Below are 19,462 nucleotides of genomic sequence, written 5' to 3'. Positions count from 1 at the left end.
CAGGGTCGTCTACAGCCGGGCCAGCACCAGCAACCGGTTGCCGTCGGGGTCGGTGACCCGCGCGGACCGTTCACCCCAGGGCTGGTCGACCGGCTCCTCGGTGACTGTCGCTCCACCCGTGCGCAGCGCGCCCACGGCGGCGTCGCAGTCGTCGGCGTAGACGCACAACTCCCAGCGGTGCGAGTCGGCCGGCTCGCCGGCCTCCGGGTTGGCGGCCAGGCCGAGCTCGCTGCTGCCCAGCCGGAGAGCGACGAACTCCGGGGTGCCCTCGTCCGGGAACCGGTAGGTCAGCTCGAAGCCGACCACGTCCCGGTAGAACGCGATCAGTCGTGGCAGGTCAGGTGTCGTCACGATCGGAAACGCTTCGGTGAACACGGACCACCTCCAAGCGGACCCTAGCCGGTGCCGGGGTCCGGCAGGAACTACCACGGTCGATCCCCGCGGATGTCATCACTTCGCTGAGACTCTTGCGCAGAATGATTTGCGCTGCAAACCTATTGGTAGTGCAGCCGCAGCCTGGAGGTCACCGTGTCCGACCGATCGAGCACCGCGCCGAACAGCGACAACACACCGGGAGAGCTGCTGGCCTCGGTGACCGCCCTCCAGCAACGCACTCGGGCCGTCCGCAACGCCTACTGGTTGCCGCTGTTGCTGTTCGGTCTCCTGATGGCGGCGGCCGCACCCCTGTACGTCGAGTCGGTCGACCCGCTCGCCCTGCGCGGCGGGCAGGACAACCCCGCGCTGACCGGCCTCGGTGGGGACTTCCTCGAACGCTCCGCGACCCTCGGCTGGTACTGGCTGGCGGCGCTCATCGGCGGGTACCTGCTCAGCCTCCGGTGGTATCGGTGGCATGGTGTGCGGGTGGGCGTCCAGACACCGGCTCGGCCGTACGTCATCGCCGGCATCGTGGGCACCGTCGTCGGGCTCGTGCTGCCGATCGTGCTGCGGTACCTGTTGCTCAACACAGCGACGGTGATCTCGAACGGGACCAGCTGGGTGACCACACCGCTGCTGGGCATCTCCGATCGCGGCATGTTCCCGCACCTCGTCATCGCGGTGGGGCTACTGGTCCTGGCTCGACTGGAACGCAGCCGTGGCCTGACGGTCGTGGCCTCGGTCTACGCCGCGGCGGTCGTCCTCGTGAATGTCTACTTCCAGACCGCGAACTTCGAGCCGGGGGACCTGAACCGCTACAGCTTCCTGCTGGCCGCCCTGCTGCCCGTACCGATCCTGCTCGTCGGCGGCGGCATCGCTTTCCTCAACACGATCAAGAGGTCGGCGTGAGCAGTAACGATAAGGCCGTCGGCACCGGCGACGGCGGGCACCCGACGAACGGGCTCAGCGACACCGTCCATCAGCGCAACCGGCTCGGCATCCTCACCATCGCCGCCGAGGCCGAACGGGTGGAGGTCGCCTACCTCCGCGACGCCCTCGAACTCACCGCCGGCAACCTATCCCGACACCTCGCCGTGCTGGAGGAGGCCGACCTGATCCAGATCGAACGGGGCTACCACGGCCGCAGACCCAAGACCTGGATCAGGATCACCGAGCAGGGGCAGGCCGCACTGGCTGCCGAGATCAACGCACTGCGGGAACTCCTCCGACGCCACCAGGAGTTCCGGGCCGCCACCTGACGGCAAGCGTGTCCGGCGCGGCATCGACCGACCCGAGCCGGTGGGCGGCCTCAACCATTCCCTGGACGGTCGAGCTGCCGGCCGAGAGCTGGCTGGCCGGCAAGGGGGCCTGGACGACGGACGGAGCGTTGACGCTGATCAGCCGGAAGGCCGGCACCACCGACTGGAGCCTGCGGCGGGTCGACAGCGCCACCGGCCGGGACACCGCACCGCTGCCCCTGCCAGAGGTCACCGGCGTGACCGCGATCCGACTACTCGGCTGGGGCCCGGACGGGTCGGCGCTGGTGGTCGCCTACCAGCCCGAACCTCTCAGCCCGGACCGGTTCGACCAGCCGCTGGAGCTGGACCAACGCACCGCCTACCCCAATGTGCGCAGCGTACGGGTGCTGGCGCTGGCGCCCGACGCCACCGCGCCACGAACCCTGATGACCGCCCCGGAGCAGGTCCTCGCCGTCGACGTCGCCGACAGCGTGATCAGCGCCGGCCGCACCCGCGAGGCGAACCCGCCCGGCGGGGTGGGTGGTCGATTCTGGGGCTGGGGGATTCTGATCACCCTTGTGATCGCCGGCATCGCCGTCTACCGCAGTCGCAACGGGCTGGCGCTCTGGCTCGACGACCGACGCGTCAAGCGGGCGCGCTGACACTGCCACCCATCCCGACGACGGGCCGCAGTCGGTAACGCCGCCACTGCCGAACGGGGGCCTGACGGGGGGAAACCCGGTGTCAGTGGCCGTGTCAGGGCCATGACAGGGGGGTGACAGCCCGGCCGCCGATGGTAGGTGCATGACGAGTTCAGCGATTGCAGTCTCCGGGCTGCGGAAGGCCTACAAGGACAAGGTCGTGCTCGATGGCATCGATCTGGATGTCCGCGCGGGCACGATCTTCTCCCTGCTCGGTCCGAACGGGGCGGGTAAGACGACGACGGTGAACGTGCTGACCACGTTGGTGAAGGCCGACGGTGGGACCGTACGCATCGCAGGGCACGACGCCGCCACCGAGGCCAAGGCGGTGCGCGCGGCGATCGGTGTCACAGGTCAGTTCGCGGCGGTGGACGAGCTGCTGACCGGCCGGGAGAACCTGCAGCTGATGGTGGATCTCAGCCAGGTTCCCGGCAAGGACGGCAGACGGGTCGTCACGGAACTGCTGGAGCGGTTCGATCTGGTGGAGTCGGCACAGAAGCCGGTGTCGACCTATTCCGGTGGAATGCGCCGCAAGCTGGATCTGGCGATGACGCTCGTCGGCGACCCGCGGATCATCTTCCTCGACGAGCCGACGACGGGCCTGGATCCACGTAGCCGCCGCACGATGTGGTCGATCATCCGTGACCTGGTGGCCGACGGCGTGACGATCTTCCTCACCACTCAGTACCTGGAGGAAGCCGATCAGCTCGCCGACCGGATCGCCGTACTCGACCAGGGGCGTCTGGTCGCCCAGGGCACGCCCGACGAGCTCAAGCGCCAGATCCCCGGCACTCACGTCCGGCTCCAGTTCACCACCGTCGCCGAACTCGACGCGGCCGCCCGGGTCCTCAACGACGCCACACGCGACGACGAGGCACTGGCTCTGCGGGTTCCCAGCGATGGCGGTACGGCCTCGCTGCGGGCCCTGCTGGACCGGCTCGACGAGTACGCGATCAGCGCCGAAGGGTTCTCCGTGCAGACGCCGGACCTCGACGACGTCTTCCTCGCCCTGACGGGCAGCCGCACCCAGGAGGTTTCCGCGAAATGAGCACCAAGTCCCACTCGATCGTCATGCTGCGTCGCAACTTCAAGCACATCGCCCGAAACCCGACCTCGGTGTTCAACGCGGTCCTGATGCCGATCGTGATCATGTTGATGTTCGTGTACATGTTCGGCGACGCCTTCAACGTTGGTGTCGACTACATCGACTACGCGACTCCCGGACTGATGCTGTTGGCCGTCTGTTACGGGCTGGGGGCCACCGCGACCGCTGTGAACTCCGACATGACGAAGGGCATCATCAACCGGTTCAAAGTCATGCACGTCTCCCGCGGTGCGGTGCTGACCGGTCACGTCGTCGCCAGCGTGCTGACCAACCTGGTCGCCATCGCGGCCCTTGTCGGAGTGGCCTTCCTGCTCGGATTCAGCCCGTCGGCGAGCCTCCTCGGCTGGCTCGGCGCGATCGGCATCATCGTGCTGCTCGGCTTCGCCGCCGGCTGGCTCACGGTCGCCCTGGGGCTCTCGGCGAAGTCTCCGGAAACGGCGGGGCTGGCCTCCGTACCGCTGGTCATGCTGCCGTTCTTCAGCAGCGCGATCGTGCCGGCGGACAAGATGGGCCCCGGGCTGCGGGAGTTCGCGGAATACCAGCCCTTCACGCCGATCATCGAAACTCTGCGCGGGTTCCTCAACGGGACACCGTCCAGCGGTGACGTGATCCCCGCCCTCGCCTGGTGCGTCGGCATCGCTCTCGTCGGCTACCTGTGGGCACGTTCCACGTTCACGAAGCGAGCGTGACAGCGACCAACCGGTTCCAGTCCGTCCGACTGCCGTCTCGCGCCGCCTCAGCGAAGCCCACTTCGCCGAGGCGGCGCCGTACTTCCTGCTCGATCCGGGCCACATCCGGCTGGGAATGATCCTGCCGTCCACGCAGACCGCTGCTCGCGGCGAGCAGCCGGGCGGCGTGCTCGTACTGGTCATGGCGCAGCGCCAGGTCCGCGACGCCGACGAGTACCCGCGCGATCGAGGGTGCGTGCCCCGTAGCGGCTGCCGCCTCGCAGGCCAAGGAATGGTGTCTGCGCGCCTCACCGAGATCGTCCGCGACATAACCAAGCAGGTCGTGTGTCAGCACGCGGATGTGTGCCTGCTCCGCCTCGTCGCGCAACAGGGTCGTCGCGACACCGACCTGCCGCGCCACCTCTTCGGCATGGCCACGCCAGCGGGCGAGCTCCGCCTGTGACAGGGCCAGCACGGCCAACGCACCCGGCCACGTGACCCGCGCCGCGCATCGCCGTGCCTCGGCCATGGCAGCCGCGCTGGACTCCTCATCGCCAAGCAACCAGTACAGCTGAGCCTGCCGGGACCGTATCCGGATGATGTCCTCGACGGTGCCGACCTCGGTGACGACCACGGCCGCCTCTTCGTAGTGCTCGCACGCTCCGGCGAACTCACCGCGTACGGCGATCAGCTCCGCCAGCTCGGTCAGGGCGAATGAGATCCCGAACCGTTCGCCGAGTGCCCGGAACTCGGCGAGCGCCGCCACGAGATACGCGTCCACCTCCGGACCGTCCTGGCCGAAAATGATCCGCATCTTGCCGAGTTGCAACCGGGCCAGTGCGCGTACCCAGGGATCCTCGTCGTGCAGCAGCGGTTCCCATGCGGGCAGGATCGCGTCCGGGGCTCGCAACATGCGTTCCAGCGGGACGACGAGCGCCGTCCCCGGGTGGCTGCCGTTACTGCGCTGGCTGAACTCGTACGCCTTGTGAATCCACTCCGCCGCCTGGTGCTCGTCGCCCGGCCCCGAGTTGATGAAGAGCACGACGAGCGCGTACACAGTGGCCCGGATCTCGTCGCTGACCTCACCAGGCGTCTCGGTGGCCGCCGTGATCAACTCCATGCCTTCGGTCCGGTGTCCACCGAGCCACCAGTACCAGCCGGCACCCGCGGCCAGCCGCATGGCCGCGTGCGCTTCCCCGGCAGCGAGGGCACCGCGCATCGCGGAACCGATGTTGTCGTGCTCGACTTCGAGAGTGGCGAGCCATTTCACCTGGTCCGCGCGGCGAAGCTGCGGCTCTGCGGTCTCGGTGAGTTCGGTGAAGTACGCCAGGTGCGCATGCCGCGCCAGGTCCGTCTCCCCCGCCTCGGCGAGGCGGTGCGCGGCGTACTCCTTGATCGTGCCGAGCATCCGGTAGCGCGGGGCTTCGCCGCCCTCGGCGACCAACAGCGACTTCTCGGCCAGCGCGGTGACCAGCTCGAGTACGTCCTCCTGCTCGACCTCGTCGCCGGCGCAGACCCGTTCGGCCGCTTCCAGGCTCACCCCGCCCGAGAACACCGACAGCCGGCGCAGGACCGTCCGTTCGGCGTCGGTCAGCAGCTCCCAACTCCAGTCGACCACCGCGCGCAGCGTCCGGTGCCGGGGCAACGCGGTACGGCTGCCGCCGGTCAGCAGGCGGAACCGATCGTCGAGCCGCCTGGCGAGCTGGTCGATGGACATGGTGCGCAACCTGGCGGCGGCCAGTTCGATCGCCAGCGGCATCCCGTCCAGCGCCCGACAGATCCGCGCCATCGTCGACAATGTGAGATCGTCGACCGCCAGATCCCTCCGCACCGCGCCCGCTCGATTCCGTAGCAATCGGACAGCGGGAGAGGTCTCGATCTCGCTGGGGTCGGCGTCGACGTCCGGCAGGGCCAGTGGCGCGACCGGCCAGAGCGCCTCACCAGTGATGCCGAGCGGTTCCCTGCTCGTCGCGAGGATCCGCAGTCGCCGACACTCCCCGAGCAGCCGGTCAGCGAGCACCGCCGCCGACTCGATCACGTGCTCGCAGTTGTCCAGGATCAGCAACGCCTCCCGCTCGCGGATCGCGGCGATGAGCCGGTCGACCAACTCCATGCTCGGTGGCTCGCCGAGCAGAGCGTCCCGCAGTCCGAGCCCGGCGAGCGTCGCCTGCACCACGTCACCGTCCGCGCCGATGGCGGCGAACTCGACCAGCCAGGCGCCGTCCGGCAGGTCGTCGAGCATTCTGCGCGCGGTTTCCGTGGCCAGCCGGGTCTTCCCGGAGCCACCCGGCCCGATCAGGGTCGTGAGCCGATGTTCGGCGACGAGCGCGCCGACCTCGGCAACGGCCTCGTCCTTGCCGATGAAGCTGCTCAACTCGGCACGAAGATTGGTCTTCGGGCTCTCCTCGGGCCGTCGCACCTCGCCCCGCAGGAGCGCGACGTGCAACGCCGAGAGTTCCGGCGAGGGGTCGACGCCCAGCGCTTCGGCCAGGGCCGCACTCGTGCGCTGATACACCAGCAGCGCCTCGTTGTCGCGGCCGCTCGCGGCGAGGGCCCGCATCAACGCGAGAACCAGCCGCTCCCGCACCGGGTGCTCGGCCACCAGGTCGGTCAGCTCCGCGACCAGCTCCGGGCCGTGGCCGAGGCTGACCTCCACGTCGAAGCGATCCTCCAGGGCGGTCAGACGCCGCCTGTCTAATCGGGTGACCGCCGCGTCGAGCGCCGTGCTGTCGACCAGACCGACGTCCTGCATCGCCGCACCGCGCCACAGGTCGAGGGCCTCGCGCAACCGCCGTACCCGCTGCGGGCCCTCGTCATCGCGAGCCAGGCCGACGAGGCGTTCGAACCGTACGGCGTCGACGACGTCGGGTTCGACCATCAACCGGTAGCCGTCCGTCTGTCCCTCGATCGACCCCTCCGGCAGCGCCTTCCTGAGCCGGGAAACCAGGCGGTGCAGGGCGTTCGCCGCGTCAGTGGGCGGATGCTCGCCCCAGATCCAGTCGACGAGGGTCCCCTTCGGGACCACGTGACCCGGGTTCAGCGCGAGAGCGGTCAACAGCCCGCGCAACCGCGCGCCCGGCACGTCAATGACGGTGCCGACGCCCGAGCGAACCTCGAATGGACCAAGCATCCCGACCTGCACCTGGCAGATCCTGCCACGAACATGAGAAGCATCCGTATCGCCGTTGCCCGCTCCGCCGACGGCTGTCGGGCGGAGGAACCCGGCTCGAAATGAGATGCGCACTCGCCGGCACACCTGTTGGATCTCGACATGGTGCATGAGCTTGTTAGTCCTCGGAAAGCCCGCCCGGGGGACCACATCGCGGTCCTGTCGCCGTCCTTCGCCGCGGCCGGTGCCTATCCCGAGATCCACGAGCAGGCCATGCGACGGCTCGCTGACCTGACCGGCCTCGTGCCGGTCGAATACCCCACCACCCGCCAGGTGGGCGCGAGCGCGGCAGCGCGGGCGGCGGACATCAACGCCGCCTTCGCGGATCCCCAGGTACGCGGCATTCTCGCCGTCATCGGAGGCGACGACCAGATCACGGTCATCCCCCACCTGGACGCCGACCTGGCACGAGCCGACCCGAAGCCGTTCCTCGGCACCAGCGACAACACCAACCTGCACCACTGGCTCTGGGGCCTCGGCATCGCCAGCTTCTACGGCGGATCCTCCCAGGTGCACCTTGGCCCCGGGCCTGCCGTCGATGACATCCACGTCCGGTCGCTGCGATCGGCGTTACTCACCGGGGAGCGGCTGGAGATCACCGATCCGGGTGAGTCCGAGGACATCGGCATCGACTGGGCAGATCCGCAGGCGTTGAAGTCCTTTGGAGAGCGCGAACCGACGGAGCCGTGGAGCTGGTACGGGCCGCGCCGCGCAGTCACCGGCCCCACCTGGGGTGGCTGCCTGGAGCTCATCCAGTGGATCCTGACGGCGGGGCGCTTCCCGTTTCCCCCGGAGGTCCTGAACGGCGGGGTGCTGATGATCGAGACGTCGGAGGAGCTTCTCCCCGCCCGCGAGGTCGGCTGGATCATTCGATCACTGGGTGAACGCGGTCTCCTCAGCGCCGTGGACGCGGTCCTGGTCGCCCGTCCGCCGGTCTCCGACCACAGCCGTCGACCCGCAGCCGCGGATCGGGTACGGCTACGCGAGCAGCAGCGGGACACGGTGGTCGACGTGGTGACCCGCTACAACCCCGAGGCGGTCGTCTGCGTCGGCGTCCCATTCGGTCACACCAGGCCGCAGTGGATCCTTCCCCACGGCGGCCCGGTCACCGTCGATGGCGTGGAACGTCGAATCTTCGCCGACTACCGATAGGAGGCCGCAGGGTATGGAGCCGGCACAGACGGCGCTCATCGTGCCGGTACCCGAGGCCGAGGAGGCGGTGGGCGGGTTCCGGGCATCGCTCGACCGGGCCGCCTCGTGGGGCGTGCCGGCGCACGTGACCGTCCTCTACCCGTTCCTGCCTCCGCAGCAGATCAACGAGCAGGTCTTGGCGGTGCTGCGTGACACCATTGCCGGGATACCACGGTTCGATGTCGCGCTGACGCACGTCGACTGGTTCGGTGACGCGGTCGTCTGGCTTGCTCCGCAGCCAGACCGGCCCTTCCGCGACCTCACCAAGGCAGTGTGGCGACGGTTTCCCGAGGCACCCCCGTACGCCGGGGCGCACAGCGATGTGGTGCCGCACCTGACCATCGGTCACGACGCCGCCAGGCCCGTGCTGAGCCACGCCGCGGAAACCATCTCCGCGCACCTGCCGATCAACGCGGCCATCGACAGCGTCCGGCTCATCGCCGGAACACCTGACGTGAGCCCGTGGCGCACCGTCTGTGAGTTCCCGTTGGGCATCCACCCTTAGCGGCGGCTGGTACGGGGCTACAAGCGACCTCGTCATGACCTCCAGGCACGGCCGGTGGCCGGATCTCCCGGGAAGCCCCGCCCGACAGGTCACGGCTTGTCGATCAGCGCGATCAGTGCGGCGTCGCCCTGCGCGTTGATCACAGGATCAGGAGCGGCTCCCATGGTGACTCGACGGCAACCGTCGAGTTCGACGTAGGTGTGCGGGCCGCTGCCGGTCAACGGACTCAGCACCGCGAAGCGGCTGGCGCGGGTATGGCACGGGTTCGCCGGCCCGGACGAGCGCAGCGCACCCTCGATCGCTGTCCGTCGGTCCTCCGGCAGCACCGTCCCGTGCGCGAAGTCGCCGTCTAGCATGCGGCTTCCCTGCTGACTCTTCGGCACGTCGTAGACGCAGAGGCGGACCTGCTGCCCGGCGGGGAACGGCTCCGGCAGGGCCCCGGGACGGGCGTCAGGGTCGCTCGTCCTCGCCAGCGCTGTCATGTCACAACCCGCCGTGGGCGACTCGGCGAGCCGATGGGTTGCCACGGTGGTCAGCGGCAGGGCAAAGAGGGCTTCACTGACTGCGTCGGGGAGATGGTTGTGGCAGGTAGCGAGCGGTATGCCGGGCCGTATCCACCGGCCCTCCGCGTCGACGAGCGCAAGCCAGGGTGCCATCTGCAGGTCCGCCCGGCACAGGCCGCCGGGATTCTGTGGCTCGTCAGGCAGGCGGAGCACGGCGGCGAGGGCGGCGAGAGCGGCGACGTCGTCGCTGCGCTGTTCCGTCACCAGCACGTCCTCGCCCCCGCGAGCGCGTTGCTCCAGCCGGCAGATGACGGCCTCGGCGGGGACGAAGTCATCGCCGAGGCGGGGAAGGGCGGCTGCCTCCTCGGTCCGGACCGTGAAGCCGCGCCTGACCATCTCCGGTGCAGCCTCGACGCACGAAGTCCACTGCCCCTGTCCGCCGGAATCGCCCGCCATCGAGGGGGCACGGTTGCCATCGGTGAGGATCTGCACCCCACCCACGCCCAGCCCAACGACCACGGCCACGGCGAGCGCGGTGCTCCCGATCAGGCGCTGCCGGTGCCGGCGGACCCGCCTGGCCACCTCGACAACCCGATCTGGTGGCGGCGTCAGTGGGGGAACGGCGTTGGTCAACAGGAGCCTGATGTCCTCATCTTCACGCGTCACTTCTCGACCTCCAGGCGGCGAACAGCTCAAGATTCGGATCGGTACGCAGAATCCGTAGGGCACGGAAGGCCTGCACCTTGACCGTGTTGTGTGAGCAGCCGAGCACTTCCGCTGTCCGCTGCACCGTCAGGTCCTCGACGTAGCGGAGCACCACGATCGCCCGCTGCTGCCGGCTGAGCCGGGCCAACGCGCGGCGTACCGCGTCCCGGTCGGCGGACTCATCTGCCGTGTCGCCACGGGACGGCTCGTCCGGTGGCTGGCTCGGAATCTCGCTACGCCAGCGCCGCCGCCACCACGAGACGTAGGTGGTGAACAACGCTCGACGCAGGTACGCCTCGGGATGCCCGGCACTCTTGATCGTGGCCCAGCGCCGCCAGACGTCCGCCAGGACCGTCTGCAACAGATCCTCGGCCCGCCCGGCATCACCGGTAAGCAACCAGGCCGAACGCAGCAGTGCATCGGAGCGCGCCGCGACGAACTCGGCGAAGCCTTCCGGTGGCGCCAGTTCCCGAGGTCGTTGCATGGTGTGTGTACCTCCCACCACTTGAACGCTCTGGGAGGCCAGCGAGGTTAACGCAGGAACGGCCGGGGTTCGGGGCCTTCAGGGTCTTGTCGGCTGCGAGCGCTGCTGGCCGCAACAGCATCGAAGGCCCTGACCGGGACTCACGTCCTGGCCAGGGCCTTCGCGTTGGAGCGGGTGACGGGAATCGAACCCGCACTGTCAGCTTGGGAAGCTGATGTTCTGCCATTGAACTACACCCGCAAGCGGCACCACTGTACCCGAGTCGTCGAGCCCGTGCACCCAGGTACCCCCGCCGGCCGCGGCTGTCCGCGTACCGTGCCGCCCGGGGTCGGGCCGGGTTGATCCACTCGGTTTCCTGGAAGTCGGGGCATCCGGATCGCCGGGACACCGCGATATCGCCGAAGCCGAGTTGATCTTTCCGGGCGGTGGGGCGCGGGGCCGGCGCGTACGCCCGGTGCCGGCTCCGTTACGACGGAGCCGGCACCGATGATCTTCCGGCTGTGGTCAGGCGGCCGTGTACTGGACGTCACGGCTGAGGCGGGTCGGGCGCGCCTGCGGGACGGCGAGGGGCGCGGCCACCGCCGACGGGGCGTTTGGGTCGAGCCAGACCCGAACGGCCGGCCGGCCCGGGGGGAGGCCCGGAATGCCCGCGATGTGCTGCTCGCGGCGGGTGAGCATGGCCACGTCGACGGTGAACTCGAAGAGCCGCCAGTCGACCTGCGGCTCGGCCCGGGCGCTCTGCGCCAGCTGCGCCACTCGGACCGGATCGGTCACCGGACGGGCACACCCCGCCACGTACGCCTCGTCGTCGCTCTCCTCCGCGGGGAACGAGTGCAGCGCGTAACGGCCGTCACGTTCGAGGTCGCGGCGCTTGGGCGAGTCGATGATGAAGCAGAACAGCCCCTCGGCGGTGATGACCGGGGAGACCGGATGGACGCGGGGCCCGCCGTCGGCGCGGACCGTGGCCAGATAGCCGAAGCCCGGCCCGTATTGCTGGAGGAGAACGCGGATCCCGTCGGCGAGTCGGGGCTCGTCGGCGGCGAATTCGGACCAGGAAGCCATGTGGGCATTCTATCGAACAAATGTACGAGCAGCGACCTCGACGCGCTGGTCACCGGCACCGAATCCGGCCAGTTTTGGCAGCGCGGCTATGGTGGTCCGATGCTGCTCTCCGACCGCGACCTGGTCTCCGAGATCAAGGCCGGCACGCTGGGCCTGGAGCCGTTCGAGCCCACCCTGGTCCAACCGTCCAGCATCGACGTCCGACTCGACCGGCTGTTCCGGGTCTTCAACAACCACCTCTACACCCACATCGATCCGGCCATGCAGCAGGACGACCTGACATCGGTGGTCGAGGTCCCCGACGGTGAGCCGTTCGTGCTGCACCCGGGGGAGTTCGTGCTCGCCTCGACGCTGGAGGTCATCTCGCTGGGTGACCAGCTCGCCGGCCGACTGGAGGGCAAGAGCTCCCTGGGGCGGCTCGGGCTGCTCACGCACTCCACCGCCGGCTTCATCGACCCGGGCTTCTCCGGCCACGTGACGCTGGAACTCTCGAACGTGGCGAACCTGCCGATCACCCTGTGGCCGGGCATGAAGATCGGGCAGCTCTGCATCTTCCGGCTCTCCTCGCCGGCCGAGCACCCGTACGGCTCGGTGGTCTACGGCTCGCGCTACCAGGGCCAGCGGGGACCGACACCCAGCCGCGCCTGGCAGCACTGGCGCACCTGGCCCACCCGCTGAGGTTCATCCGCTAGAAGACAGACGACGAGGGCCCGCCGCGACGGATCGCGACGGGCCCTTCGGTCACCCGGGGTCAGCCTGGGCGGCCGTAGCTGTGGATCGGGCCGTCGTCGACCTTCTTCATCTTGACCGGTTGACCGGCCTGCGAGGCGTGCACCACCCAGCCGCCGCCGACGTACATGCCGACGTGGTGGATGTCGCTGTAGTAGAAGACCAGGTCGCCGGGGCGCAGGTCGCCCTTGCTGACGTTCTTCGTGACCCGGCTCTGCGCGGCGGCGTTGTGCGGCAGCGACACGCCGGCCTTCGCCCAGGCGGCCAGCATCAGCCCGGAGCAGTCGTACGAGTTCGGGCCCTCGGCACCCCAGACGTAGGGCTTGCCGATCTGCGCGCAGGCGAACTTGACAGCGGTGCCCGCGGCGCCGCCGGGGTAGCTACCCGGGCAGGGCGCCGGGCGCAGCGGACCGCCGCCGCCGCTGCCGTACACCTTGAGGCGCAGCTTCTGCAGGCGGTCGATCTCGTCGTTGATCTGCTTCTTCTTCGCCGCCAGCTGAGCTTCGGTGCGGGTCAGCTGGGCCACCATCTCGTCCAGCGGCGCCTTCTGCGCGGCCAACTGGTCGCGCAGGTCGGCCACCTGGCGTACGTCCTTCTGCTGGTTGTGCGCGAAGCGGTCGAGCATTTCCAGCTGGCCGACGACCTCGCTGGGCGACCGGCTGCCCAGCACCGCGTTGACTGTCGAGACGTTCTCACCCTTGTAGGCGCGTACGGCCAGAGCACTGACCTTGTCCATCGCGGCGTCGACCTGGCGCTCAAGCGGAGTGATCCCGGCGGCCAGCGCGTCGGCCTGCTTGCGCTTCGCGGCGAGGTCGGTGCGGGTGGCGTTGTGTCGTTCGATGATCGGTTCGAGCTTGTTCCAGTCGGCGTCGATCTGGCGCTCGATCTCGGCGACGGACGGGTCGGCGTGGGCCGCCGTGGCACTGCCGGTCAGGACGACGGCGATGCCCGCCAGCGCGGCGAGAGCGGTGGTGAAGCGGGACCAGCGTGGGCGCGGCACGATCGACGTCGGGCCGGCTGATGCCGACCGCTCGGACGACGGCCGCGGGGCATGGAGTGCCACCGGGGTCTCGTACTCCTTCTTCCTGACCGCCTACCGGGTTAGCTGACGGGTTCGGGCGGGAAGTCGGCGCCCTACCGCAGTGGCTGCGGATTCACCCCGAGGGACCTGGGTCCCCGGTTCGTTCGGAAACGACTCGGCGGTGTCGGTCCGTTACCGCCCGGGCTGGGCGGAGCTGCTGTCGGGCCGACGAATGACCAGAGTAGAGACGCTTGTTACCGATCCGCAACCCGTGCGGCCGTGACACTCCGTACGGATTGGACGAGGTCACCGACCGTGTGTGAAGGATTCTTTCCTCATGCTTCGATAGATAGAAAGGTATTGACGTAACCTCCCGGGTGGCGCGAAGGTGACCTGACCTCACTCCGCGAGAATCTAGGGGGTTCGATGCACCATCCAACCCTGTCGACCGGCTGGCGCGCACTGCTCGCCGCCACCGTGGTCGCCGCCGCCACCACGGTGCCACTCTCCGTCGGCCCGGCCGCCGCCGCGCCCACGACCGACCGCCAGCAGCAGTACACCGCCGCGGCCACCGAGTACGGCGTGCCGGCCGTCGTGCTGCTCGGCGTCTCCTACCTGGAGTCGCGCTGGGACACCAACGCCGGCACACCGAGCACCAGTGGCGGCTACGGCCCGATGCACCTGACCGACGCGCGGCACGTGGCCGCTCTACCCGGGCGCGGCCACCACGACGCCGGTGCCGAGGACCCACGTGGCGACGACTCCCGATCCGCCCGGGTGCCCGCGCCCCGCCCGGTCGAGGCCCCCGCGCCGTCCACCGCCGCGTTGCAGACCGTGGACGCCGCCGCCACGCTGACCGGCGCCACCCCCGAGGCACTGCGCACCGACGCGGGCCTCAACATCCGGGGTGGAGCCGCGCTGCTGAGCGCGTACCAACGGGATCTGGGCGCGCCGGTCGGCGCGGACACCGACCCGGCGGCCTGGTACGGCGCGGTGGCCCGCTACTCGGGCGCGGACAGCGCCGACGCCGCGGCGGCCTTCGCCGACGAGGTCTTCACCACCATCGGCGCTGGCGAAGCCCGGGTGACCGACGACGGCCAGCGGATCACCCTGCCGGCCCGTGCGGTGCGGCCCGAGCGTTCCTGGTTGGACCGGCTGGGCCTGCGCCGGTTGGCCCGCCCGGACGGGGTGGAGTGCCCCCGCACCATCTCCTGCGAGTGGATCCCGGCGCCCTACGAGGCGTTCGGCGACGGGGACTACGGCAACCACGACCTCTCCGACCGACCCGCGCGGCAGAAGATCGAGTACATCGTCATCCACGACACCGAGGCGAGTTGGGCAACGACCCTGAAACTCGTCCAGGATCCGACCTACGTGAGCTGGCACTACTCGCTGCGCTCGGTCGACGGGCACATCGCCCAGCACGTGAAGACCAAGGACGTCGGCTGGCACGCCGGCAACTGGTACGTCAACGCGAAGTCGATCGGGTTGGAACACGAGGGCTTCGCGGCGCAGGGCACCTGGTACACCGAGGCGATGTACCGGACCTCGGCGAAGCTGGTCCGGCATCTGGCGCTGCGGCTGGGCATCCCACTGGACCGCCAGCACATCATCGGCCACGACAACGTGCCCGGCACCATCGCCTCGAACGTGCGGGGGATGCACTGGGATCCGGGCCCGTACTGGGACTGGACGCACTACTTCGACCTGCTGCACGCACCTCGACTGGACACCGGCACCCCGGCCACCGGGTTGGTCCGGATCGACCCGGACTACGCCACCAACCAGCCAGCATTCACCGGCTGCGTCACCGCGGGCGTGCCCTGCGCGCCGCGCGGCTCCTCGGCGGTGGTGCTGCGCAGCGCACCGTCTGCGGACGCGCCGCTGGTCAACGACATCGCGCTCCGTCCGGACGGCAGCCCGAACACGATGGTCGTGTCGGACCACGGGGCCCGGGCGTCCGCCGGGCAGACGTACGCGCTGGCCGGACGGCAGGGCGACTGGACGGCGATCTGGTACCTCGGGCAGCGGGCCTGGTTCCACAACCCGGCGTCCGCGCCGACCGCCAGCTGGACCGTCGGCGTGGTGGCCACGCCGAAGCCCGGACGGACCACAATTCCGGTCTACGGACGGGCGTACCCGGAGCAGTCCGCCTACCCGGAAGGAGTGCCCTACCAGACGATCTCGCCGCTCCAGTACACCCTGGCGGCCGGGCAGCGGTACGCCGTCGGCGCGGTGCTGGCCGGCGAGTACTACCGGGCCAGCACGTTCGACGGCTCCTCGCCCGGCGACTGGACGGTGATTCGCGGCAAGAACCGGTACGCGCAGATCCAGTTCGGCCACCGGATCATGTACGTCGACCTCGCCGACGTGCAGCTGTTGCCCTCCCCGGTGGGCGCACCCCGCTGAGAACCACGACGGCCCCCGGTCGGTGACCGGGGGCCGTCGTGTTGCGCGAGGTGGATCAGCCAGGTCTGCGGAACCCGGCGACGGGCATGGTGTTGATGCTGGACACCTGCACCGGCTTACCGGCACGTGGCGCGTGCACCATGGTGTTGTTCCCCAGATACAGCCCGACGTGACTCAGGCCGGAGAAGAAGAAGACCAGATCACCGGGGCGGGCATCCGCTCGCGAGACGGCCTTGCCCTCGTTCCACTGGTCACCGGTGTGGTGGGTGAGGTAGATCCCGGCCGCCTTGTAGGCGTACTGGGTCAGCCCCGAGCAGTCGAACGAGTTCGGCCCGGTGGCACCCCAGACGTACGGCTTGCCGACCTTGCCGCAGGCGGTCTTGATCGCGGTGCGGGCCGCCGCGCTGACCACTCCGTTGATGGTCGGGCAGGCCGCGGTCACCACAGTGGTCTTCGGCATCGACGCCTCGAGCTTCTTGATCTCGCCGTCGATCTGCTTCTTCTTCGCCGCCAGATCGTTCTGCTGCTTGGTCTGGGTGACGATCAGCGCGTCCAGCTTCTGCTTCTCGCCGTCGTACTTGTCCCGCACGGCCAGCACACCCTCGACCTCCTTGCGCTCCTGCGAAGCGAGCCGGTCGAGGATGGTGAGCTGCTCGGTGAGCGTGTCCGGCTTGGCGCTGACCAGCAGCGCGCCGATGTCATGCGACGGGCCGGAGATGTAGTAGCGGGAGGCGAGGTCGCCGACCCGGTTGAGCGCCAACTCGCTCTGCAGCGCAAGCGGCTCGATCTTCTTCTGCAGGTCCGCCGACTTCTGCCGGTTGACCTTCAGCTGCGCCCGGACCTTGTTGTACTGCTCGATGGTGGGCTCCAACTGCTCCCACTTCTTGTCGATCTGCGCCTCGATCTCGTCGACCGTGGGCGCGGCATGTGCCGGCGCGGTCAACAGACCGGCGCCGACCGCCGCCGCAGCGACCAGGATCAGCACCCGGTGCGCGGCGCGGCGCAGGCCACCAGAGCGAGCAGACGCGTTCAGGTCGTGACGATGAGGGGGCATGGTTGCCACCGGCACCGACTCCTTTGCAACCGACCGCCGGGCGCCTCGCGTGAGGGAAGGGCCGAGGCAGACGACCCACAGCGGTCGGTGCCCCACATTAGGGAAGCTCGGGGCGGTAATCAAGGCGAGCGCGGTAACCATCACTGTCGTGCAACCGCTTGCACACCATGGGTATTGGTCCATCAACCAACGATTGCGGTCAATACATCGTCAAGAGTGACCACACCGAGCGGCCGTCGCCCGTCGCTGACCAGCACCATGTGCCGCCGCTCGCGGCGCATGGCCAGCAGCAGATCGGCCAACGTACGCTCCGGCGGCACCACCGCCAGCGGCCGGTAGACGTCGGCCGGCACCGGGGACCGGCGACCCTGCCCGGAGTACCCGAGCACGTCCTTGACGTGCACAAAGCCGAGCACCCGACGGGTCGACCGCTGCACCACCGGGAACCGGGACCGGCCGGTCCGGGTCGCCAGCACCTCCAGTGACGCCGGCGACACGTCCTCGGCCACCGTCACCACCGTCGACCACGGTTGTAGCGCGTCCGCCGCCGTCCGCGCGTGCAGGGCCAGCGCGCCGGTGATCCGCGCGTGCTGCTCCGCGTCGAGCAGCCCCTCGGTCCGCGCCTGGGAGACCAACCCGGCCAACTCCTCTGCGGTGAACACCGTCTTCACCGCCTCGGACGCCTCGATCCGCCAGAACGCGAGCACCCGCCGGGCCGCCCATTTCATCGCGAGCAACAACGGTTTGGTGGCCACACAGAACGCCAGCATCGCCGGGCCGAGCCAGAGCGCGGAAACCTCCGGACCGGCCAGCGTGATGTTCTTCGGCACCATCTCGCCGACGACCGTGTGCAGAAAGACCACCACGCCCAGGGCCAGCACGAACGCCACCGGGTGCACCGCCCGCTCCGGCAGGCCGGCCGCGTGGAACGGCGGCTCCAGCAGGTGAGCCAACGCCGGCTCGGCGATCGCGCCCAGACCCAACGAACAGACCGTGATGCCGAGCTGCGCGCCAGCGATCATCAGCGGGATCTGGTTCATCGCCGACAACGCCCAGCGGGCGCGTTTCGACCCGGCGGCCAGCGGCTCGATCACCGTCCGGCGGGACGCGATGAGCGCGAACTCGCTGCCCACGAAGAACCCGTTGCCGAGCAGCAGCAGCACGGTCACCAGCAGCTCAGTCATCGTCGTCCGGATCCGCCGGTCGCAACACCCGGACCTGCTCGATCCGGTGCCGCTCCACCTCGACCACTGTGAACTCCCAGCCGCCCGTCTCGACCGTCTCGCCGGCGAGCGGGATGTGCCCGAGCTGGGCCATCAGGAACCCGGCCAACGTCTCGTACGGCCCCTCGGGCAGCCGGAAGCCGGTCTGCTCGGCCAACTCGTCGGAGCGGAGCACACCGTCGACCAGCACGGTGCGCTCACCACCCGGCACGGTCAGCTCGGCCGACCCGTGGTCGTCCACGCTCGCCGGGTCGAACTCGTCGGCGATCTCACCGACCAGTTCCTCGACGAGGTCCTCGACGGTCACCACGCCGTCAGTGCCGCCGTACTCGTCGACCACGATGGCCAGGTCGGCCCCGGCCGCCTTCAGCGCGGCCAGGACACCGTCCAGGTTCAGGCTCTCCGGCACGTACACCGGCTCGCGGGCCACCGAGCCGACCCGGGTCGACGCGCGGTCGGCCAGCGGCACGCCCAGCGCGTCGGGCACGCCGGCCACACCGGTCACCAGGTCCAGGGTCTCCTCGTACACGGGGAACCGGGTCCGCCCGGTCCGCCGCGACTCCTCCAGCAGCTCGGCCACGGTGGCCGTGGCGCGCAGCGCGACCACGTCCACCCTGGGCGTCATCGCCTCAGCGGCACGTTTGTCACCGAAGCGGATGGTGCGACGCAGCAGCATCGCGGTGTCCGTGGGCAGTGCGCCGGCCCGCGCCGAGATGCCCGCCAGCAGGCCCAGCTCCTCCGGTGAGCGGGCGCTGGCCAACTCCTCCTGCGGCTCCACGCCGAGCGCCCGGACCAGTCGGTTCGCCGAGCCGTTCAACCCTCGGATCACCCAGCCGAACGTCCGGGAGAAGGTGTGCATCGGGCCGGCCGTGGCCAGCGCCGCCGGCATGGGCCGGGCCAGCGCCGCGTTCTTCGGCACCAACTCGCCGAAGAGCATGGAGATCAGCGTGGCCAGGGCCAACGCGATGAACGGGGTGAGCCGCTCGGTGCTGCCCCCGGCCAGCGGGCGCAGCAGCGGGGTGAAGAGCCGAGCCAGGGCCGGCTCGGCCAGGTAGCCGGTGAGCAGCGCGGTGATGGTGATGCCGAGCTGCGCCCCGGAGAGCTGGAAGGAGAGTTCGCGCAGCGCCGTGCGTACCGTCAGGGCGGCCTGGTCGCCCGCGGCGGCCCGCCGGTCGATCTCCGCTCGGTCGACCGTGACCAGGGCGAACTCGGCCGCGACGAAGAACGCGTTGCCCGCGGTCAGGGCTACGAAGCCGACCAGGGGCAACAACGTCGTCAAGAGTAGGCCGTCGATGTCGCCTCACCTCGGCGAGATTCTTG

At 69.7% G+C, this 19,462-nt stretch carries 18 protein-coding genes, 1 tRNA gene and 1 riboswitch; of the genes, 9 read left to right on the top strand and 10 right to left on the bottom strand.

The genetic code is table 11. The features are described from left to right. Positions 1-9 precede the first annotated feature (9 nt). Positions 10-351, bottom strand: a complete 342-nt coding sequence (locus tag ACQRWP_RS28630; protein WP_430499175.1) for a VOC family protein — start codon at positions 349-351, stop codon at positions 10-12. Between the two features lie 177 nt (positions 352-528). Between ACQRWP_RS28630 and ACQRWP_RS28625 the strand changes: the two genes are divergently transcribed. The 5 genes from ACQRWP_RS28625 to ACQRWP_RS28605 all read left to right on the top strand — a co-directional run bounded on the left by ACQRWP_RS28625 (position 529) and on the right by ACQRWP_RS28605 (position 4,108). After that, on the top strand, positions 529-1,284 hold the full coding sequence (locus ACQRWP_RS28625) for a hypothetical protein (RefSeq protein ID WP_430499173.1): 756 nt from the start codon (positions 529-531) through the stop codon (positions 1,282-1,284). Then, positions 1,281-1,634 (top strand): transcriptional regulator, encoded by a 354-nt coding sequence (locus ACQRWP_RS28620; protein ID WP_430499171.1) that lies wholly within the window; start codon positions 1,281-1,283, stop codon positions 1,632-1,634. Before ACQRWP_RS28625 ends, ACQRWP_RS28620 begins: the two co-directional genes overlap by 4 nt. Positions 1,635-1,642: 8 nt before the next feature. Further along, a complete protein-coding gene (locus ACQRWP_RS28615) occupies positions 1,643-2,275 on the top strand; it encodes a hypothetical protein (protein WP_430499169.1) in 633 nt (210 codons plus the stop codon). A gap of 142 nt (positions 2,276-2,417) precedes the next feature. After that, positions 2,418-3,362 carry an ATP-binding cassette domain-containing protein gene (locus tag ACQRWP_RS28610; protein WP_430499167.1) on the top strand — a complete coding sequence of 315 codons (945 nt, stop codon included), beginning with the start codon at positions 2,418-2,420 and terminating at the stop codon, positions 3,360-3,362. Then, a complete protein-coding gene (locus ACQRWP_RS28605) occupies positions 3,359-4,108 on the top strand; it encodes an ABC transporter permease (RefSeq protein ID WP_430499165.1) in 750 nt (249 codons plus the stop codon). The genes ACQRWP_RS28610 and ACQRWP_RS28605 overlap by 4 nt, the downstream gene beginning before the upstream one ends. On the opposite strand, the gene ACQRWP_RS28600 is transcribed toward ACQRWP_RS28605, so the two are convergent. Continuing rightward, positions 4,092-7,229, bottom strand: coding sequence for a BTAD domain-containing putative transcriptional regulator (locus tag ACQRWP_RS28600; RefSeq protein WP_430499163.1), 3,138 nt, complete (start codon positions 7,227-7,229; stop codon positions 4,092-4,094). The genes ACQRWP_RS28605 and ACQRWP_RS28600 overlap by 17 nt on opposite strands. Positions 7,230-7,358: 129 nt before the next feature. Between ACQRWP_RS28600 and ACQRWP_RS28595 the strand changes: the two genes are divergently transcribed. Further along, positions 7,359-8,408 carry an LD-carboxypeptidase gene (locus tag ACQRWP_RS28595; protein ID WP_430499161.1) on the top strand — a complete coding sequence of 350 codons (1,050 nt, stop codon included), beginning with the start codon at positions 7,359-7,361 and terminating at the stop codon, positions 8,406-8,408. Positions 8,409-8,421: 13 nt separating this feature from the next. Next, positions 8,422-8,952, top strand: a complete 531-nt coding sequence (locus ACQRWP_RS28590; protein ID WP_430499159.1) for a 2'-5' RNA ligase family protein — start codon at positions 8,422-8,424, stop codon at positions 8,950-8,952. Positions 8,953-9,041: 89 nt separating this feature from the next. Here ACQRWP_RS28590 and ACQRWP_RS28585 read toward each other — a convergent pair whose 3' ends face one another. From ACQRWP_RS28585 to ACQRWP_RS28570, 4 genes are all read right to left on the bottom strand, one after another. Then, positions 9,042-10,088, bottom strand: a complete 1,047-nt coding sequence (locus ACQRWP_RS28585) for a hypothetical protein (protein WP_430499157.1) — start codon at positions 10,086-10,088, stop codon at positions 9,042-9,044. A gap of 22 nt (positions 10,089-10,110) precedes the next feature. Then, positions 10,111-10,644 (bottom strand): SigE family RNA polymerase sigma factor, encoded by a 534-nt coding sequence (locus tag ACQRWP_RS28580; RefSeq protein WP_430499155.1) that lies wholly within the window; start codon positions 10,642-10,644, stop codon positions 10,111-10,113. A 166-nt stretch (positions 10,645-10,810) separates the two neighbouring features. Beyond that, positions 10,811-10,884: transfer RNA gene (locus ACQRWP_RS28575), tRNA-Gly, on the bottom strand. A gap of 264 nt (positions 10,885-11,148) precedes the next feature. Beyond that, entirely contained in the window at positions 11,149-11,706 is a 558-nt protein-coding gene (locus ACQRWP_RS28570; RefSeq protein WP_430499154.1) for a pyridoxamine 5'-phosphate oxidase family protein, read from the bottom strand. A 99-nt stretch (positions 11,707-11,805) separates the two neighbouring features. On the opposite strand from ACQRWP_RS28570, the gene dcd reads away from it, so the two are divergent. Then, positions 11,806-12,384 (top strand): dCTP deaminase, encoded by a 579-nt coding sequence (gene dcd / locus ACQRWP_RS28565; protein ID WP_089018323.1) that lies wholly within the window; start codon positions 11,806-11,808, stop codon positions 12,382-12,384. Between the two features lie 73 nt (positions 12,385-12,457). Here the strand turns inward: dcd and ACQRWP_RS28560 are convergent, their stop codons facing one another. Continuing rightward, a complete protein-coding gene (locus ACQRWP_RS28560) occupies positions 12,458-13,498 on the bottom strand; it encodes an NlpC/P60 family protein (protein WP_430499152.1) in 1,041 nt (346 codons plus the stop codon). Between the two features lie 13 nt (positions 13,499-13,511). After that, a riboswitch (cyclic di-AMP (ydaO/yuaA leader) is annotated at positions 13,512-13,647 on the bottom strand. Between the two features lie 235 nt (positions 13,648-13,882). On the opposite strand from ACQRWP_RS28560, the gene ACQRWP_RS28555 reads away from it, so the two are divergent. Then, a complete protein-coding gene (locus ACQRWP_RS28555; protein WP_430499150.1) occupies positions 13,883-15,865 on the top strand; it encodes an N-acetylmuramoyl-L-alanine amidase in 1,983 nt (660 codons plus the stop codon). 55 nt (positions 15,866-15,920) lie between these two features. Here ACQRWP_RS28555 and ACQRWP_RS28550 read toward each other — a convergent pair whose 3' ends face one another. The 3 genes from ACQRWP_RS28550 to ACQRWP_RS28540 all read right to left on the bottom strand — a co-directional run bounded on the left by ACQRWP_RS28550 (position 15,921) and on the right by ACQRWP_RS28540 (position 19,421). Continuing rightward, the gene (locus tag ACQRWP_RS28550; RefSeq protein WP_430499148.1) at positions 15,921-16,934 is read right to left on the bottom strand and encodes an NlpC/P60 family protein; all 1,014 of its coding nucleotides are present in this window, start codon (positions 16,932-16,934) and stop codon (positions 15,921-15,923) included. Between the two features lie 167 nt (positions 16,935-17,101). Further along, on the bottom strand, positions 17,102-18,103 hold the full coding sequence (locus tag ACQRWP_RS28545; protein WP_410819692.1) for a hemolysin family protein: 1,002 nt from the start codon (positions 18,101-18,103) through the stop codon (positions 17,102-17,104). Next, positions 18,096-19,421, bottom strand: coding sequence for a hemolysin family protein (locus ACQRWP_RS28540; protein WP_430499147.1), 1,326 nt, complete (start codon positions 19,419-19,421; stop codon positions 18,096-18,098). The genes ACQRWP_RS28545 and ACQRWP_RS28540 overlap by 8 nt, the downstream gene beginning before the upstream one ends. Between the last annotated feature and the right edge of the window lie 41 nt (positions 19,422-19,462).

It is taken from the genome of Micromonospora trifolii (assembly GCF_050516465.1).
GTDB lineage: Bacteria > Actinomycetota > Actinomycetes > Mycobacteriales > Micromonosporaceae > Micromonospora > Micromonospora trifolii.
The sequence above is the reverse complement of the archived record's forward strand: the minus strand, read 5'-3'. Positions and strand labels throughout refer to the sequence as shown.

Coding starts and splice junctions, on each gene's coding strand:
- ACQRWP_RS28610 (WP_430499167.1), top strand. CDS start 2,418: ATGACGAGTTCAGCGATTGCAGTCTCCGGGCTGCGGAAGGCCTACAAG.
- ACQRWP_RS28605 (WP_430499165.1), top strand. CDS start 3,359: ATGAGCACCAAGTCCCACTCGATCGTCATGCTGCGTCGCAACTTCAAG.
- ACQRWP_RS28595 (WP_430499161.1), top strand. CDS start 7,359: ATGGTGCATGAGCTTGTTAGTCCTCGGAAAGCCCGCCCGGGGGACCAC.
- ACQRWP_RS28590 (WP_430499159.1), top strand. CDS start 8,422: ATGGAGCCGGCACAGACGGCGCTCATCGTGCCGGTACCCGAGGCCGAG.
- ACQRWP_RS28580 (WP_430499155.1), bottom strand. CDS start 10,644: ATGCAACGACCTCGGGAACTGGCGCCACCGGAAGGCTTCGCCGAGTTC.
- ACQRWP_RS28570 (WP_430499154.1), bottom strand. CDS start 11,706: ATGGCTTCCTGGTCCGAATTCGCCGCCGACGAGCCCCGACTCGCCGAC.
- dcd (WP_089018323.1), top strand. CDS start 11,806: ATGCTGCTCTCCGACCGCGACCTGGTCTCCGAGATCAAGGCCGGCACG.
- ACQRWP_RS28555 (WP_430499150.1), top strand. CDS start 13,883: ATGCACCATCCAACCCTGTCGACCGGCTGGCGCGCACTGCTCGCCGCC.
- ACQRWP_RS28545 (WP_410819692.1), bottom strand. CDS start 18,103: ATGACTGAGCTGCTGGTGACCGTGCTGCTGCTGCTCGGCAACGGGTTC.